The sequence below is a fragment of the Rhodococcus sp. IEGM 1305 genome (genome assembly GCF_030058635.1).
Lineage (GTDB): Bacteria > Actinomycetota > Actinomycetes > Mycobacteriales > Mycobacteriaceae > Rhodococcus_F > Rhodococcus_F opacus_D.
Genome location: NZ_JASHKX010000002.1, coordinates 485,923 through 501,562 on the forward strand (window position 1 = coordinate 485,923; position 15,640 = coordinate 501,562).

Below are 15,640 nucleotides of genomic sequence, written 5' to 3' on the forward strand. Positions count from 1 at the left end.
TGATGTCTCCTGGGGTTCAGAACCAGCTGGGGTTCATGTCGAGAGTGGTCCGGTCTCCGCTGGCCAACAGATCGAGTTGCGGGCCGACCTTGGGCAACTCGTGGGTGTAGAAGTAGCGGGCGGCCATCCGCTTTCCGTCGTAGAAGTCACCCCTCTTACCCTCGGTGGCGATGAGCTGTTCGAGCCACATCCACGCGATGACCGTGTGCCCGAAGGCTTCCAAATAGACCGACGAGTTCGCCAGCGCGGCCGCCGCGTCACCGGACGCCCACAAGGCGGCGGTGATGTCGACGACCCGGTTCCAGACGGTGTCGAGGGCGTCGGCGTAACCGGTGGCGTCGCCACCGAGAGACCGAGCCCGCGCGACGGTGGCAGCGATCTTCGATCCGAGCAGTGAGAGTCCGGCACCGTCGTGCATGGTGACCTTGCGGCCCAGCAGATCCAGCCCCTGGATCCCGTGCGTGCCCTCGTGGATCGGATTCAATCGGTTGTCGCGGTAGTACTGTTCGACGTCGTAGTCGCGGGTGTAGCCGTAACCGCCGTGCACCTGAATCGCGAGGCTGTTCGCCTCGAGGCACCACTGCGACGGCCAGCTCTTCGCGATCGGGGTCAGCACGTCCAGGAGCAACGTCGCCTGGTCGCCGGTGGCCGCATCGTCGGCCGTGTCGTGTTCGTCCACCAACCGTGAGCAGTAGAGGCCGAGCGCGAGCGCGCCCTCGACGTAGGACTTCTGGGCCAACAGCATGCGGCGGACATCGGCGTGATCGATGATCGGCACCGGCGGCGAGGAGGGGTCCTTGGCGCCGAGAGGGCGGCCCTGGGTCCGCACCGTCGCGTAGTCGAGCGACTTGCGGTATCCCACGTATCCGAGGGCGATCGCGAGGAACCCGACACCGATCCGGGCCTCGTTCATCATGTGGAACATGTAGGACAGGCCGCGGTGTTCCTCGCCGACCAGGAAACCGACAGCACCCGATTTCCCACCGGGGGTGTGGGTGCCGTCGCCGAACGCGAGCAGGGTGTTAGTGGTGCCGCGGTTGCCCATCTTGTGGTTGAGGCCCACCAAGGTGACGTCGTTGCGCTCGCCGGCGGCACCGTCGGCGCCGGGAAGGTATTTCGGGACGATGAACAGCGAAATGCCCTTGACACCCGGGCCGCCACCCGGGGTCTTCGCCAGCACCAGGTGCACAATGTTCTCGGTGAGTTCGTGGTCGCCACCGGAAATCCACATCTTCGTTCCGGTGACCCGGTAGCTGCCGTCGTCCTGCGGCACCGCGCGGGTGGTGATGTCCGCCAGCGAGGATCCGGCCTGCGGCTCGGACAGGCACATGGTGCCGAACCAGCGGCCCTCGAGCATCGGACGGACGTACTCGTCGATCTGCTGCTCGGTGCCGTACTCGGCGAGCAAATTCGCGTTGGCGATCGTCAGGAACGGATAGGACGAGGTGCTGGCGTTAGCCGCCTGAAACCAGGCCATCGCCGCCCGCGCCACCGTGGTGGGCAACTGCATCCCGCCGACGCTCTCGTCGAATGACCCGGCGATCAAACCGGCCGCCGCGTAGGCGTCGAGCGCCGTCTTGACCTCCGAAATCATCTCGACGGTGCCGTCCGGGCGCATGGTCGGCTCGTGCGCGTCCGCCTTCTTGTTATGGGTGGCGAAATGCTTGTGCGCGAGGTCCGCACTGAGGTCGAGCACCGCGTCGAAGGTGTCCTTCGAATGTTCGGCGAAGCGTTTACGCGAGGTCAGTGCGACCACGTCGAGCCACTCGTAGAGCAGGAAATCGAGATCGCGGCGAGAAAGTACATCAGTCATGAGAATCGGTTCCGTTCACAAGGTGGGCGCGCTCAGATGGAGATGCCGCCGTCGACCGGGAGGACGACTCCGGTGATGTAGCCGGCTTCCTCGGAGGCGAGAAAGGCGATGGCGTCGGCCATCTCGGCGGGGTCGGCGAACCGCGAGATCGGACCGGTGACTTCGGCGATCTTCTCCTTCGGGATGGAGGCGGTCATCCGGGTCGCGGCGTTCGGGGAGATCGCATTCACGGTGACCCCGAAAGCGGCGAGCTCTTTCGCGGCGGTCTTGGTGAACCCGATGATCCCGGCCTTCGCGGTGGCGTAGTTGGCCTGCCCGCGGTTGCCACGTAGCCCGGTGTAGGAGGTGATGTTGACGACCCGCCCGAATTCCTGGCTCCGGAAGTGCGGCACACAGGCCCGGGTGAACCGAAACGTGCCGCCCGCGTGGACATTGAGGACCTGGTCCCAATCCTCGTCGGTCAGCTTCCACAGCACCTTGTCGCGCAGGATCCCGGCGTTGTTGATCAGAATGTCCACCCGCCCGGTCTCGGCGATCACGGTAGAGACAACGTTCTCGACGTCACCGGTGTCGCTGACGTCGGCGGGGATGCCGATGGCGCCGACCTCGCGGGCGGCCTTGTCGAGTTCGTCCTTGTCGAAGTCCACCATGAACACGGTCGCCTTGGCCTCGGCGAAGTGGCGGGCCAGGGCCTGGCCGATGCCGCGGGCGGCGCCGGTGACGATGACGGATTTGCCGGTGAAGTCGTACGTGATGTTGCCCATCGAGGTTTCCTGTCTTTCTTCTCAGCTGAGGCGTTCGAGGACCATGGCCATGCCCATACCGCCGCCGACGCACATGGTTTCGAGGCCGAACTGCTTGTCGTGGGTGGTCAGGTTGTTGAGCAGGGTCGCGGTGATGCGGGCACCGGTCATGCCGAACGGGTGGCCGAGGGCGATCGCGCCGCCGGAGACGTTGAGCTTGTCCTCGTCGATGTTCAGCTCCCGCGCCGACCCGATCACCTGCACGGCGAACGCCTCGTTGATCTCGAACAGGTCGATGTCGGAGATGCCCAGTCCGGCGATGGCGAGGGCCCGCTTGGACGCCTCGATCGGGCCAAGTCCCATGATCTCCGGCGACAGCCCGGACACCCCGGTGGACACGATCCGGGCCAGCGGGGTCAACCCGAGTTCCTTGGCCTTGGTGTCGGACATGATCACCAGGGCGGCGGCGCCGTCGTTGAGCGGGCACGCGTTACCGGCGGTGACGGTGCCATCCGGACGGAACACGGGCTTGAGCTGGCTGACAGCCTCATAGGTGGTGCCGGCGCGGGGGCCGTCGTCGGTGGACACGACGGTGCCGTCGGGCAGGGTCACCGGGGTGATCTCCCGCTCGAAGAAGCCCTCGTTGATTGCCGCCTCGGCGCGGTTCTGCGAGCGCACCGCCCACCGGTCCTGCTCTTCGCGGGTGATGCCGGTGATCTGCGCTACGTTCTCGGCGGTCTGGCCCATCGCGATGTAGGTGTCGGGGACCAGGCCCTCCTCGCGGGGGTCGACCCACTGCTGGCCGCCCTGGGCGAGCTTCTCGGTGCGGGTCTGCGCGTCGGCGTACAGCGGGTTCTGGGTGTCGGGCAGCGAGTCGGAGTTGCCCGCGATGAACCGGGACACGGTCTCGACGCCGGCGGAGATGAAGACGTCGCCCTCACCGGCCTTGATCGCGTGCAGTGCCATGCGGGTGGTCTGCAGCGACGACGAACAGTACCGGGTGATGGTGGTGCCGGGGATGAAGTCGTAGCCCAACTGCACGGCGACGTTGCGGCCCATGTTGAATCCCTGCTCGCCGCCGGGCAGGCCGCAGCCCAGGATGAGGTCGTTGATGTCGGTGGGATCGAGCGCGGGCACCTTGTCGAGCGCTGCCTGGACCATCTGCGCGGCGAGGTCGTCGGGGCGCATGCCCTTGAGCGATCCCTTCATGGCGCGGCCGATCGGGGAACGGGCGATGGAGACGATGACAGCCTCGGGCATGCGGAACTCCTGGATGCGGGTCGTCTGGCGACGGTGATGGGAAAGCTATGTAGCCAAAAAATATGCAACCGCATATTTTCTATGCGCTTGCATATACTGATGGTGTCGGCGGAGACCTGTCAACCCCCGCCAATCGAGAGGCAACAGTGTGATGGATGCATCGCTAACCGCAGCGGTCGGCGAGCTGGGTACCTCGAAAGCCGCTGCGCGGATACGCGCCGCGGCCATCGAGGTGTTCGCCGCCAAGGGGTACGGCGCCACCACCACCCGGGAGATCGCCGCCAGCCTCGACATGAGCCCAGGAGCCGTATACCCGCACTACAAGACCAAGGAATCCCTTCTCTACGCCATCAGCCTCGAAGGCCATCATTCGGTACTGGCGGCCATCACCGCCGCTGATTGCCCCGACGTCGCGGCGCCCGACCGGCTGACGTCGACCGTGACGGCCTACGTGATCTGGCACGCCGACAACCGCGCCAGCGCCCGGGTCGCGCAGTACGAACTACGCTCGCTCTCGCCCGAGCACTTCGCAGTCATTGCGGACATCCGCAGGTCCACCACGAAGGTGTTCAAGCGAATCATCGAAGCCGGCGCAACGGCAGGCGACTTTCATCCCTTCGACATCGAGGCCGCCGCGCTGGCAATCACGTCCCTCGGCGTCGATGTCAGCAGGTGGTTCCCCTCCCGCGCCTACTCCGACCCACGCATTATCGCGGCTCGCTACGTCGAACTTGCCCTTCGAATGGTCGGGTGCGCCGACCGGCAACCCCTCGACAAGCCTTCTTGACACGTGTTGCTGGACTGCAGGATTCGAGAACGTCACCGAAGTGGGCGAGACCTGCGCCGAAAAACAGCCCGCCGCGGCGTCCGCCTAGATCTCGCGGCTCCGAGATCGCGAGGTCACCGTGTCGGCGACAGTCGCCGCCCAGCTATCACCGATTTGGCGATTCCGGCGCGCGCCGTTGTGCCACCCAGGTCGCGATCTGAGTGCGGGAGTTGAACCCAAGTTTGGCGAAGATGTGCTCCACGTGTACGTCGACGGTGCGTCGGGAGATGACCAGCTTGGCCGCCACGTCCTTGCTCGACATTCCCTGCGCCACCAGGTCCGCGACCTCGCGCTCTCGAGGTGTCAACAAGCTGTCGGCCTGTCGGGTCTCGACGGGGGAGACTCGGTGCTCACGGAGCGCGAAGGTCAGCATCTCCTCGACGGTGAGCTGGCCTCCACGCGCAAACGCGGTGTCGAAGCCAGGGTTGCCCATCGCCCGCCGAGCCATGTTCTCGAACTGTTCGCGCCGCGCGAGCAGGTGTTTCGCCCCGAGCAGTGGGACGCCAATGGTCTGCCAGGCCTGGTCCGATGCGCCGAGGAGCACGGCGGCCCGCTCGGAATCGCCGCTCGCCGCGGCGGTCCAGGCGAGAGCGTCCAGGATGAACGCCAGGCCCAGGTTGTCCTGGGTGAACCGCTTGAGCTGGAGCGCCTCGCACAGATCGGCTTCGGCCTGCTCGAGCTCGCCCTGGAGAAGCTTCAGGAAGCCCCTGGCCCACATGGCGTAGGACAAGAGCCAACGCTCGCCGACCTGCTCACATTGCGCGCAAACCTCCTCGGCCACTTCGGAGGCTCTGTCCAGCTCGCCGGACAGCACGTAGGCAATGGTCAGTGCAGGGCGCACACTGTTGGGGTAGTCGGCGGGTACGTCGGCGCACCCATATCGCTCGAGCGCTTCAACCAACAGTGGAATCGCAGCGCTCGGGTCGGTGCCCAGTTCGCGTAGGCCGAGCATATGGGTTGCGTAAGCCAGGCCCCGTGGGTCGCCCAGTCGGCCCGCCAGATCGTGGACGGCGTCGATCAGTGCAGTAGCAGCAGCCTCATCGCCCTGGAAGACAGCGATGTCAGCGGCGGTGCCCAGCGCCCAAACCCGCTCGAGACTCGGTTCTTGATCCAGTGCCAACGCCCGGTCCAGCCACAGGCGGCCTTCGGTCATGAAGCCGAGCGCAGCCCAGAGGAACCAGGGCAGGCCCGCCATCCGCAGTCCGACGCGCACCTCGTCTGGCCGCGCGAGGCAGAATTCGAGCGCCGAGCGCACGTTCGGATGCTCCACACGGAGCAGGGCCGCCCAGGCCTCCTGTCCCGGACCGAACCACTCCGCGGCAGCCTTCTCGATCAGCCGCCAGTACCAATCTCTGTGCCTGCGCTGCACCTTCGCTTCGGAGCCGGACTCTCGTAGTCGGGCCTGGCCGTACTCCCGGATAGTCTCCAACATGCGGAACCTGACACGCCCGCCGTGCTCGCCTCGGGTCAAGATCGACTTGTCGGTCAGCCCGGCCACCGTGTCGAGAATGACCTCCTCGGCAAGCAACTCGTCCGCGCAGACAGCCTCGAGCGCGTCAAGACCGAACCCACCAGCGAACACTGATGCGCGCGCCCACAGGGTCTGCTCCGCCGGAGTACACAGCTCGTAGCTCCAGTCGATGAGGGCCTGAAGAGTCTGATGCCGCTCCGGCAAGTTACGACTGCCCTCGCGAAGCAGCTCGAACCGACTATCCAGCCGATGCGCGAGGTCCTCCACCGTGAGCACGCGCAACCGTACCGCTGCCAGTTCGATCGCCAACGGGATCCCCTCCAGTCGCTGGCAGAGCTGGATGACCGCCTGTTCATTGTCGGGGGTGATCTCGAAGCCGGGAACGACCGCAGCCCCCCGGGCGGCGAACAGGTCGACAGCCGCGAACTGCGTCGCCGAGCCGGGAGCGAGACGGACATCGACGTCGGGCACCGGGAGCGTTGGAACCGGGTACACATGCTCACCGGCGATCATCAGCGCTTGTCGGCTCGTGGCGAGGATCCGCAGTTTCGGCGCCGCCCGGAGCAGCCGGTCCACCAGGTCCGCGGCTGCCTCGAGTATGTGCTCGCAGTTGTCGAGGACTATCAAGGTGTGCCGGGGGCGCAAGTAGTCGGTGAGGACCAACGGGGCGGGGGCTGACTGCTCGCGAATCCCGAGTGCATCTATCAGCGTGTGCGGCAGCAGGTCTGGGTCCTTCAGAGATGCCAGTTCGACCAGGCAAACCCCATCTGGGAAGGCGCGGCGGATATCACGGGCAACCCGCAGTGCGAGGCGGGTTTTGCCGACCCCGCCTACCCCGGTCAACGTGACGAGCCGGTCGACGGAGAGAAGCTTTCGGACAGTCTGGGTCTCGGATCGACGGCCTACGAAACTCGTCAGATCCGCGGGCAGGTTGTCCGGCTGGTTCGCCGACCGTGAAGCCATGGTCCGACCAGACTAACGCTCCGGCCCGACCGGGAGCGGTCGGGCCGGAGCGCGAATAGGTAATGGGATACGTCATTCACACAATGTCCCCCGGGGTGGTCCACAGGCAGGCTGTACAGGCACATCAAACCTAGTCCACTGCTTTGGGAGGCCCCGATGACCGCGACCATAGCCACCGAAATCGATGTCCTTGACGTCGAGGCGGCCGGGCCTGGGGCCCGCTGGGAGACTGCGGTCCGCGATGTCTCGGGGCCCATGACGGTGCAACACCGCAAGAGGCGGGGCAATGCCACTCGCGTGCGTTCGCGAGACGTCGGCGACCTCCAGCTCGCGGACTGGGACTGCCCGCCCCTGCAAAGCGTGCTGTCGCTGGGTAAAGATCGTGCCGCTGAGCGCGATGTCGTCGTGGTCGTGGCAGGTGACTGGGGCGACGAGCGACTTTCCTTTGCGGGCACGGATGCCGCGCCGGTGAACGGGACAGTGGTCGTGGCGACCGGCGGTTACGACGGTGACGGCTTCTCGGTGCCGGAGCGGGTCAGGAAACGCACGCTGACCCTGCCGCGGGCCGCGCTGCTGGCAGCTGGTTGCGACGCGAACATTCCTGGCTGTGTCGTGCTCGAGCAGGACCGGCCGCTGGTTGGCGTCCTGTTTACGACCATTGACCAGGTCTGGAGCCGGCTACCAGCCATGCATCCCTCGGAGATCGAGGCGGCCCGCCGGGCGCTGGTGGCACTGACTGTCGGCATCATCCGCGCAGAGAGCGGCTCTGTCACAGGTCGATCGGCCTTGGCTGCTTTGCGCGCGCAGATTGACAACTGGATCACCCGCAATCTTCGTAGCGGTCCGATCCGTATCGAGGATCTTGCGGCCGCCCATAACGTCTCGACACGAACCATCCACCGGGCCTTCTCGCTGACCGGGGACACCATGACCGCTCTCGTGCGGGCACGGCGTATGGCCGCGGTCCGCGAGGAGCTGGTGAACTCCGACATGACCATCGCGACGATCGCTCACCGGTGGTGCTTCTACGACCCCAGCCACCTTCGCCGGGAGTTCCACCGCTGCTTCGGGGTCTCGCCGAGCGAGTATCGGGAAAGCCACGGCTGCTGATGCCCGTTCTGACTAGTAACGCGTGAAGAAGGGTGCAGATATGGATTTCGGAATGGACGCGACCGTGGAGGTGAGTTCGATCGGACCCGGGGACGTCGCCTGGTCGCCCTCGGCAGAACGGATCGCCGACGCCCGGATCAGTGACTTCATCGACTGGCTGCAGGCGACGGGCCGATTCGAGGCCACCTCCTACCAGTCCTTGTGGGACTGGTCGGTGACCAGTCCGGAGGAGTTCTGGGCGTCGATGAAGGACTACTTCGGGGTGACCATGACCGGCGTTGGCCCGGTGCTGCCAACCCGGGAGATGCCCTTCGCCGAATGGTTTCCCGGCAGGCGGCTGAATTATGTGGACATGGTGCTGAGCCACGCCACGTCGTCCCGCCCAGCGATCATCGACGATTCCGAACCTGGCGGGCCCGGGCCGCGGACGGTTTCCTGGACCGAACTCGCCTGCCAGGTCACCGCGCTGGCGAACTGGCTGCGCGCCCGGGGCGTCGGCGAGGGCGACTGTGTGGTCGGATACCTCCCCAACGTTGCCGAGGCGGTCATCGCCTTCCTCGCCACCGCGAGCGTTGGAGCGACCTGGTCGTGCTGCGGACAGGACTATCAACCCGAAGCGGTTGTCGACCGCCTCGGACAGCTCGCGCCGGTGGTCCTCGTCACGGCCGACGGTTACCGCTTCGGCGGACGCGAGGTCGACCGCCTCGCGGCCCTGCCAGCCCTGCAGGCCGGGATGCCGACGCTGCGTGAGGTGCTCGTCGTCGATCGACTTCACTCTGGGGCGAGTGTTCCCGCAGGCACCACGCCCTGGGTCGAGGCAGTCACCGGGGGTGGGCCGGCCATGACTCCCGCGCACGTGCGGTTCGACCACCCCCTCTGGGTACTGTTCTCCTCGGGGACGACCGGGAAGCCGAAGGGGTTTGTTCACGGCCACGGTGGAGTCGTGCTCGAGCACCTCAAAGCCCTGGCCCTCCATCTCGACCTAGGGCCTTCCGACACGTACCTGTGGTACACCTCGCCGAGCTGGATGGTCTGGAACTCCCTCGTGAGCGGCCTCCTCGTCGGCGCGACGATCGTCTGCTACGACGGAAGTCCGTCGTACCCGACCGACGACGCGCTATGGGCTCTCACAGCCCGACACGAGGTCACCGTGCTGGGCACGAGCCCGGCATACCTCCAGGCCTGCGCCCGGGCCGGCCGGTCACCCGGCACCGACCACGATCTGTCTCGGCTGAGGACGATCGGGGCCACCGGCTCCGTGGTCGCTCCCGAGTTGCACTTCTGGGTTGCCGATCACGTCGGCCGCGATGTGCCGCTCGCCTCGGTGACAGGGGGAACCGATGTCGCCAGCGGGTTCGCGGGCTTCGTGCCGATCCTGCCGGTGCGGGCCGGGGAGATCTCGGCCCCATACCTGGGCGTGGCCCTTGACTCGTGGGACGCCGACGGCCGCAGCCTGCGCGATGCCGTGGGCGAGTTGGTGGTGACACAGCCGATGCCGTCCATGCCGACCCGATTCTGGAACGACGGCGACGGGGCCCGCTACCGAGAGACCTATTTCGAGAGCTACCCCGGGGTCTGGCGGCATGGTGACTGGGTCACCATCACCGAGCGCAACACCGTGATCGTCCACGGACGATCTGATTCCACGCTGAACCGTAACGGGATCCGGTTCGGTACCGCCGACATCTATCGCGTCGTCGAAGAACTCCCGGAGGTAGAGGAAGCCCTCGTCATCGGGGCGGAGCAGCAGAACGGTGAGTACTGGATGCCGCTGTTCGTCGCACTGTCCGAGCACGCCGAGCTCGATGACGCGCTCCGCGAGCGCATCATCGGGCGGATCCGCGAGGCGGTCTCACCCCGAGTCGTGCCGGACGACGTGATCGTCGTCAGGGCGATCCCGCACACCCGGACAGGCAAGAAGCTTGAGGTTCCGGTCAAGCGCATCCTGCAAGGCAACGACGTCGCCGCGGTCGCCGAAGCACGGTCGATCGACGACCCGTCCCTGCTGGAAACCTTTGCCCGCTACGCAGCCACCCGTGCTGCGAACTCACCGGTGCATGGCTGATGACCAAGGGAGACGACCTACTTGGCCATGGCGGCCGGTTCGTCACGCCGAGCGAATCGTGGCGGCTGTGTACCGGTGTCCGGCACGGCCGACCTATGTCCCGGAAACGGCGCGCTCATACCGTTGATCTAACTGCGGTGGGCCGCAGGCCCACCCGATGCCACTGACCAATCACTCTCATTCTGGAGGTTCTTCATGAATACCGACATCCGCCCGCCCGCCGCAGCCGCCCCGCCGATCCGAGCGACCGTGTACGTCGGTCGCTGGCCCGAGATCCCCGCGGGAGACTGGCCTGATGTTCCCCGCGGCACGTTCTCGCCGACCACTGCGACGTTGATCACCGGTCCGACCGAAGCTGTGCTCATCGATGCGCAGTATCTCAAGGATGACGTCCGGGACCTGGGGGACCTGATCGAGCGCACCGGGAAGCAACTCACGACGATCTACGTGACGCACGCCCATGCCGATCACTACCTGGGCATCGGTCCCCTCAAGGAGCGGTTCCCGGACGCGAAGTGCGTTGCGCTGCCCCACGTGGTCGAGGCCATGAAGGAATCCATGGAACTGCAGCAACAGCAGTGGGCGATGCTGTTCGGCGACGCCTGCGTCGTCAGTGATGCGCTCCCCGACCCGATCGACGACCGGACGCTCTATGTTGACGGCTCGCCTCTCAACATCGTCGAGGTGAAGCAGGCCGACATCCATCCCACGACAATCGTGCACATCCCGGAGATCGATGTCGTCGTTGCCGGTGACTCCATCTACAACGAGATCCACCCGATGCTCGGCCTGTCGACGCCCGAGGAATGGCAAGACTGGCTCGAGACCGTGGATCTGGTGGAGAAGCTGGCACCCAAGGTGATCGTCGCCGGCCACCGCAGGCCCGACGGCGACGACCACGCCGTCGATGCCATGATCGCCGAAACACGTTCCTACATCCAGGACTTCGCGGCTGCCTACGAGGTTGCAAGCGATGCGGAGGACCTGGTCCGCATCATGTCGGCGAAGTACCCGGGGCATGGAAACCTCTGGACCTTGCAGTTCTCGGCCATGAACGCGATCCAGCTTCGAGACTCAGGTTCGACCGCGGCGGAAATCCGGCCGTAACTTCCCAGGCTGGACCCCACGCCAGCGAACGACGCCGCAGCTCGGGACTCGCAGAACAGCGAGCCTCGAGCCTCGACGCGGGACCCTCCTGCCCCGGCCCATCGCGGCGATGGGTGCAGTTCTAGGCGCTCGGCTGGGCACCGCCACTCGATACCGCGTGGTGGCCGCGAGACATTGTGCCACTCGCTCACCGCGCAACGGCACCACGGTCGAGTCGTACGTCGCGCCGTGAAACAGGCGGGCCGAACCGGGTGCGTCTCGACGGCCGGCCCAGTCCCGAAGCGGATATCGATGGATTTCGCGGCCGGGGTAGCGGCAAACCGAACGTGGCGGACGTGTCCTCGGAGTGGGCGCAAGCATCCCTTCAATGGTGTGTTCCACGTCACTACCTTCTTCAACAAGCGTACAAATTTCGGAAGGATCGCTCATGCCACGTGAGGATATTGAATTCTCAGCGGACAATGTCACTTTGCGCGGATGGTTCTATCCCGCAGAAGGGGCCGATTCCAAGGGCCCACTGGTGGTGATGGTCCATGGACTGTCCGCCGTCAAGGAAATGTATCTCGACGACTACGCCGAGTCCTTTTCCCAAGCGGGACTGAACGTTCTGGTGTACGACCACCGAAACTTCGGCGCGAGCGACGGCGCTCCGCGTCAGCACATCGATTCGATCACCCAGGCCCGCGACCTTCGCCACGCCATCACGTATGCGACTGGCCGCGAGGACGTCGACCCCGGCCGTGTCGGCATCTGGGGATCCAGCCATGGCGGCGGCCTCGTGCTGAGCGTGGCCGCCGTCGATCGTCGGGTGCGGGCCGTTGTCGCTCAGGTCCCGTTCATCAGTGGGTCCGGCCAGATGACGCGGCTCGTTCGTCCCGACTTCCTGCCAACGGTGCGCGCCCAGTTGGACGGCGAACGACGCAACATCTACGACGGCGGGGAGCCCACGCTCATGCCGGCCGTGGACGCCGATCCGTTGGCTCCCGCGCTGATGTCCAGCGTCGAATCCTGGGAGTTCTTCACCAAAACCGCGCAGGACAGGGCTCCGTCCTGGCGCAACGAGGTGACCCTCGGTTCGCTCGAGCGGATCGTCGAGTTCGAGCCCGGCGATGGAATCCACCGGATCTCACCGACCCCACTACTGATGATCGTGGCTGACCAAGACATCAGTGCGTACGCAGAACTTGCCTTCGAGGCCTACGAACGGGCCCTGCAGCCCAAGCAGTTGCTCGTGCTGCCTTGTGGCCACTTCGACGTGTATACCGGTGCCGCGTTCGAGGCGTCGTCTAAGGCTGCGTGCGAGCACTTTGTGCGCGCCCTGGCGTAGGACCCGTCCGCGACTACGGGTCCATCAAGACCTTCGTGCGGGCAACATCAGACCTCAGTTTGATGAGCCCATTCGGACCGTCCGACAGAAGCAATCGCTATCGCGGCACAAGTCCCGCCGCACCAATCCAATGAGGAGGAACCGCCATGCCGTACTGGGAGATCTTCACCCCCGAGAATGCCTTCACCCCCGAGGACAAGGAGCAGCTGTCCGAGGCGATCACGTCAATCTACGTGGACTACGTCAACCTGCCACGGTTCTACGTGGTCGTCCTGTTCAAGGACATGCCGAAGGAGACGATGTATGTCGGGGGAAAGGCGAACAACAACTTCGTCCGGATCCGACTCGATCACATCGCCCGGCAGATGGAGACCGCAGAGGTTCGCGCACTGATGATGACAGTGGCCGAGGAGAAGCTCGCGCCCTTCATCAAGGAGCGCGGCTACGACTGGGAGATCCACATCGATGAGACCCCCATGGACCTCTGGCGCACGCAGGGTCTCGTGCCGCCGCCGCCGGAGTCGGACATGGAGAAGCTCTGGGCCAAGGAGAACCGACCCGTCCCGTACGACGTCGCTGCCTCGTGACTGAGGATCCCGGGGCGGCGCTGTGCCCCGGGCCTTGTCGGTCCTCTCATCCCGCGGAACTCGAACTGGCTCAGTACATCGTCTAATGGAAAGGAAGGTGGCCATGCCTGCATCACTCGAAGGTAAGGTCGTGATCGTCACTGGATCGGGCGGCGGAATCGGCGCTGTGATCGCCGCCCGGTTCGCGAAGGAAGGCGCTCGGGTTGTCGTCTCCGATCGAGACCGCGGAGCCGCCGAGGCAGTTGTTTCCCGCATCCCCGGCGCGAGCGCAATCCCGGCTGATGTGACCCGCGAGCAGGACGTTTCTGCGCTGATAGAACGGACTGTCGAAGAGCATGGGGCTTTGCATCACGTGGTCGCCAACGCTGGGATCATCAGCGCATCGCATCCGATCGCGGAGACGCCGCTCGATGTTTGGCGATCCACCATGTCAGTGAACCTTGACGGTGTCTTCCTGACCATCAAGCACAGCGCGGCGGCTATCGCGAATTCCGGTGGTGGATCGATCCTCACCCTCTCGTCCATTTCGGGGACCGGGGGCACACCTCTCGCGGCGGCTTACGGGGCGTCGAAAGCTGCAGTTCGTAACCTCACCGCAACAGCTGCAGGTGAACTCAGAGCACAGAACGTCCGAGTCAACGCCCTGGTGCCCGGCTACGTTGATACTCCGCTCGTTGACTCTGAAGTCCCAGTTTGGGAGTCCACCATGGGCCTCGCCCCTGGCGGTTTCGCTCAGGTAATCGACCAGAAGCAGGGGCGGTTGATATCCCCAGAGAATATCGCAGATGCGGCTCTTTTCCTCACTTCGGACCAAGCTTCGATGATCACCGGGAGTGCCTTGACCGTCGACGGCGGTTTCACGAGCCAATTGTTCTGAAAAGTTCATAGGATGGGTTGTGTCACGGGAGTCCAACGTGAGGTCACCATAATTCAATGCCCGGCGAAATACAGCGGACTGCCCGGGAAACCGTTCCCCGGGAACCGCGGCTCGACGGCAGTCCGCAGGCGGCGAGACCCTCGACCGCTGGCCCCTTCGGCCGAGGGCCGTCACCCGTCGCGCGTGGACCGAGGACGAATGATCGAACCCACCTCCTCGGGCCCCGCGCGGCCCGGCGCGAGATCATGCTCACCCCCTTCGATGAACTCCTTGACAGTGCGTTGCGGTGGGGGTGTTTGGAGTGCGAATTACTTCGACATGTCGCGGCGTTGAATTCCCTGCTCTGCCCGGCAATGTTGGGTGGTGGTGGAATCGATCTGCCGAACCTCCTTCACCCCCTCCATGAACTGAGGAAACGACAAGGGCACTGGGGAATGAGGAATCTGATGCAGACACGCGAGTTTACATAATATCCGTTATCAGAACTTTGGGAACGTTTGGATAGCAACATATTTCGCCAAATGTTCGACGCGGGCCACTGAGTGCCTGCCTGAAGTCGCAGCAGTCGAGATCACAGTTTCGCACTGGTGGGTCGGCGCCGGGGTGCGCACACGTGGTGTGCGCGACTAGCTCACGACCCCGCCGTCGGGTATGCCGTCTGGTCTCGGTGGGTCGGGTGCGTTCTTGTTTTTGGTGACTTGTATTGCTCAGGAGCTGTGCGTGGCGAATTCGGTTGCGGCAGCGAGCATGGTGTCGCGCACGGTGTGGAGGTTCGCTTCGCGGAGTAGCTGTGCGGGTGGTTGGCTGTCGAGTGCGGAGTTTCGTCCTTGGAACCAGGTTTGGATGACGGCGGGGGTGTCGCGCGCGCCGATTCGTCGTGCGGCGTCGAGGGCGACCTGGAGTCGGTCGAGGATGGCGTGGTCGGGCAGTGGGGTGGTGCCGTCCACCCATCCGTGGACGGTGGCGGTGTCGGGCGCTTCGGCCAGGTATGCAACGAGTTTCGCGCCCAGGAGTGACCGCAATTCGGTGATGAGGGTGCGCGCTGCCGTGTCGGGTCCGGTGCCTGTGTCGACCATTTCGCCTCTCCTCGGTCAGCCCCCGTGTGCTGTTCACGCTACTCGGGTTACGGGTGGGGATGTTACTTCGAGATGCGCATGTCGCCGCTGGTCAGGGCTTTTCTGGGTGCCGCCGCTGGGTTAGCGTGAAGGTATCGGATCTGCCTCACACGCTGGATAGGGGAGCAAAAACTTCATATCTGCGTGCTCCGACTGGAGGTGATCCGCTCAACTACCTTTGAACGCACCGAAAGACACCGAATGACGCTCGGTGTCTTTCGAATTCGTCAGCTGTGGTGCAGCTGACCCCATGTGATTCATGAGGAGTAGACACTCATGACGATACTCCCTTGCGCTTTGATCGGCGACGGGCTTATTGGAAGTCACCTGTTGGATGGGGAACGGTGATCACTGATGACGGCCTACAGCGGCGAAC

12 protein-coding genes are annotated in these 15,640 nt (G+C 65.0%); 7 read left to right on the plus strand and 5 right to left on the minus strand.

All coding sequences use genetic code 11. The annotated features are described in order from the left end of the window. Nucleotides 1-16: 16 nt before the first annotated feature. The 3 genes from QM693_RS05870 to QM693_RS05880 are packed head-to-tail and all read right to left on the minus strand — an operon-like array spanning nt 17 to nt 3,816. On the minus strand, nt 17-1,813 hold the full coding sequence (locus QM693_RS05870) for an acyl-CoA dehydrogenase (protein WP_283333386.1): 1,797 nt from the start codon (nt 1,811-1,813) through the stop codon (nt 17-19). 32 nt (nt 1,814-1,845) lie between these two features. Beyond that, nucleotides 1,846-2,577 (minus strand): SDR family NAD(P)-dependent oxidoreductase, encoded by a 732-nt coding sequence (locus tag QM693_RS05875; protein ID WP_283351696.1) that lies wholly within the window; start codon nt 2,575-2,577, stop codon nt 1,846-1,848. A gap of 21 nt (nt 2,578-2,598) precedes the next feature. Next, on the minus strand, nt 2,599-3,816 hold the full coding sequence (locus QM693_RS05880) for an acetyl-CoA C-acetyltransferase (RefSeq protein ID WP_283351697.1): 1,218 nt from the start codon (nt 3,814-3,816) through the stop codon (nt 2,599-2,601). Nucleotides 3,817-3,967: 151 nt separating this feature from the next. Between QM693_RS05880 and QM693_RS05885 the strand changes: the two genes are divergently transcribed. Continuing rightward, nucleotides 3,968-4,603: a TetR/AcrR family transcriptional regulator gene (locus QM693_RS05885; RefSeq protein ID WP_283333389.1), complete on the plus strand. Its 636-nt coding sequence runs from the start codon at nt 3,968-3,970 to the stop codon at nt 4,601-4,603. A 145-nt stretch (nt 4,604-4,748) separates the two neighbouring features. Here the strand turns inward: QM693_RS05885 and QM693_RS05890 are convergent, their stop codons facing one another. Next, nucleotides 4,749-7,076 (minus strand): ATP-binding protein, encoded by a 2,328-nt coding sequence (locus tag QM693_RS05890; RefSeq protein WP_283351698.1) that lies wholly within the window; start codon nt 7,074-7,076, stop codon nt 4,749-4,751. Between the two features lie 156 nt (nt 7,077-7,232). Between QM693_RS05890 and QM693_RS05895 the strand changes: the two genes are divergently transcribed. The 6 genes from QM693_RS05895 to QM693_RS05920 all read left to right on the plus strand — a co-directional run bounded on the left by QM693_RS05895 (nt 7,233) and on the right by QM693_RS05920 (nt 14,149). Further along, nucleotides 7,233-8,186: an AraC family transcriptional regulator gene (locus tag QM693_RS05895; RefSeq protein WP_283333391.1), complete on the plus strand. Its 954-nt coding sequence runs from the start codon at nt 7,233-7,235 to the stop codon at nt 8,184-8,186. A gap of 40 nt (nt 8,187-8,226) precedes the next feature. Then, on the plus strand, nt 8,227-10,251 hold the full coding sequence (locus QM693_RS05900; protein ID WP_283333392.1) for an acetoacetate--CoA ligase: 2,025 nt from the start codon (nt 8,227-8,229) through the stop codon (nt 10,249-10,251). Nucleotides 10,252-10,446: 195 nt separating this feature from the next. After that, nucleotides 10,447-11,358, plus strand: a complete 912-nt coding sequence (locus QM693_RS05905; protein WP_283333393.1) for an MBL fold metallo-hydrolase — start codon at nt 10,447-10,449, stop codon at nt 11,356-11,358. A 427-nt stretch (nt 11,359-11,785) separates the two neighbouring features. Beyond that, nucleotides 11,786-12,685 (plus strand): alpha/beta hydrolase, encoded by a 900-nt coding sequence (locus QM693_RS05910; protein ID WP_164065032.1) that lies wholly within the window; start codon nt 11,786-11,788, stop codon nt 12,683-12,685. A gap of 146 nt (nt 12,686-12,831) precedes the next feature. Beyond that, nucleotides 12,832-13,272, plus strand: a complete 441-nt coding sequence (locus QM693_RS05915; protein WP_120661785.1) for a tautomerase family protein — start codon at nt 12,832-12,834, stop codon at nt 13,270-13,272. A gap of 103 nt (nt 13,273-13,375) precedes the next feature. Next, nucleotides 13,376-14,149, plus strand: a complete 774-nt coding sequence (locus QM693_RS05920) for an SDR family oxidoreductase (RefSeq protein ID WP_283333394.1) — start codon at nt 13,376-13,378, stop codon at nt 14,147-14,149. Between the two features lie 707 nt (nt 14,150-14,856). Here the strand turns inward: QM693_RS05920 and QM693_RS05925 are convergent. Next, entirely contained in the window at nt 14,857-15,225 is a 369-nt protein-coding gene (locus QM693_RS05925; protein ID WP_283333395.1) for a hypothetical protein, read from the minus strand. Nucleotides 15,226-15,640: the final 415 nt, after the last annotated feature.